The organism is Herbiconiux daphne (genome assembly GCF_024979295.1).
GTDB classification, from domain to species: domain Bacteria; phylum Actinomycetota; class Actinomycetes; order Actinomycetales; family Microbacteriaceae; genus Herbiconiux; species Herbiconiux daphnes.
This window is the reverse complement of record NZ_JANLCJ010000836.1, coordinates 1-515: the sequence shown is the minus strand read 5'-3', so window position 1 is coordinate 515 and position 515 is coordinate 1. Positions and strand designations below refer to the sequence as shown.

Sequence of the window (515 nt, the reverse complement as noted above, 5' to 3'; positions counted from 1 at the left end):
TTCCTCGCACGCCTGGACGTCGTCGCCAATGCGCACGAAATTAAGGGCAATCAATTGCGCTGGCTGGCGATCGCCCGTACCGATATGCAAACCGCGTGCATGGCAGCATGTCGCGCTGTCGCTAACCCTTCCGAGGCCTGCTAAGCCCCCAATGAAAAAGCCGCCGGGGAATCATCATACCCGGCGGCTCAATCAAAACGCTGATTCAATGGGTCGACCACTGTCGGGCGGTTTACCACCGTGCGCCCCGATTACCTGCTGTAAAGTGCGAAATCAGATTATCACCGTTTGTCTGTCGGCGCTACACTGCATCGATATTCACTAACGAGGATCGACTATGCCACGCGCAGCAGACAGAAAGAAAGTCGCGCCGAAGCTAGCCGAAGCACAAGCGGCAGAGCGTACAGACGCCATCGTCCGACTGGCAGGCGCTGCCCCCTCCGCAAATCGCAGAGGCGGACACTCCGGCCTGCCAGAATTCGAAGTCGAGCATCTCTACACCCGATCCGGTGTAG

Annotated in this window: 1 protein-coding gene; it reads left to right on the top strand. The window is 58.3% G+C overall.

The window, feature by feature from the left end; genetic code table 11:
• Positions 1–54: 54 nt before the first annotated feature.
• Positions 55–144 (top strand): Acb2/Tad1 domain-containing protein, encoded by a 90-nt coding sequence (locus N1032_RS28660; RefSeq protein ID WP_456319130.1) that lies wholly within the window; start codon positions 55–57, stop codon positions 142–144.
• Positions 145–515 lie beyond the last annotated feature (371 nt).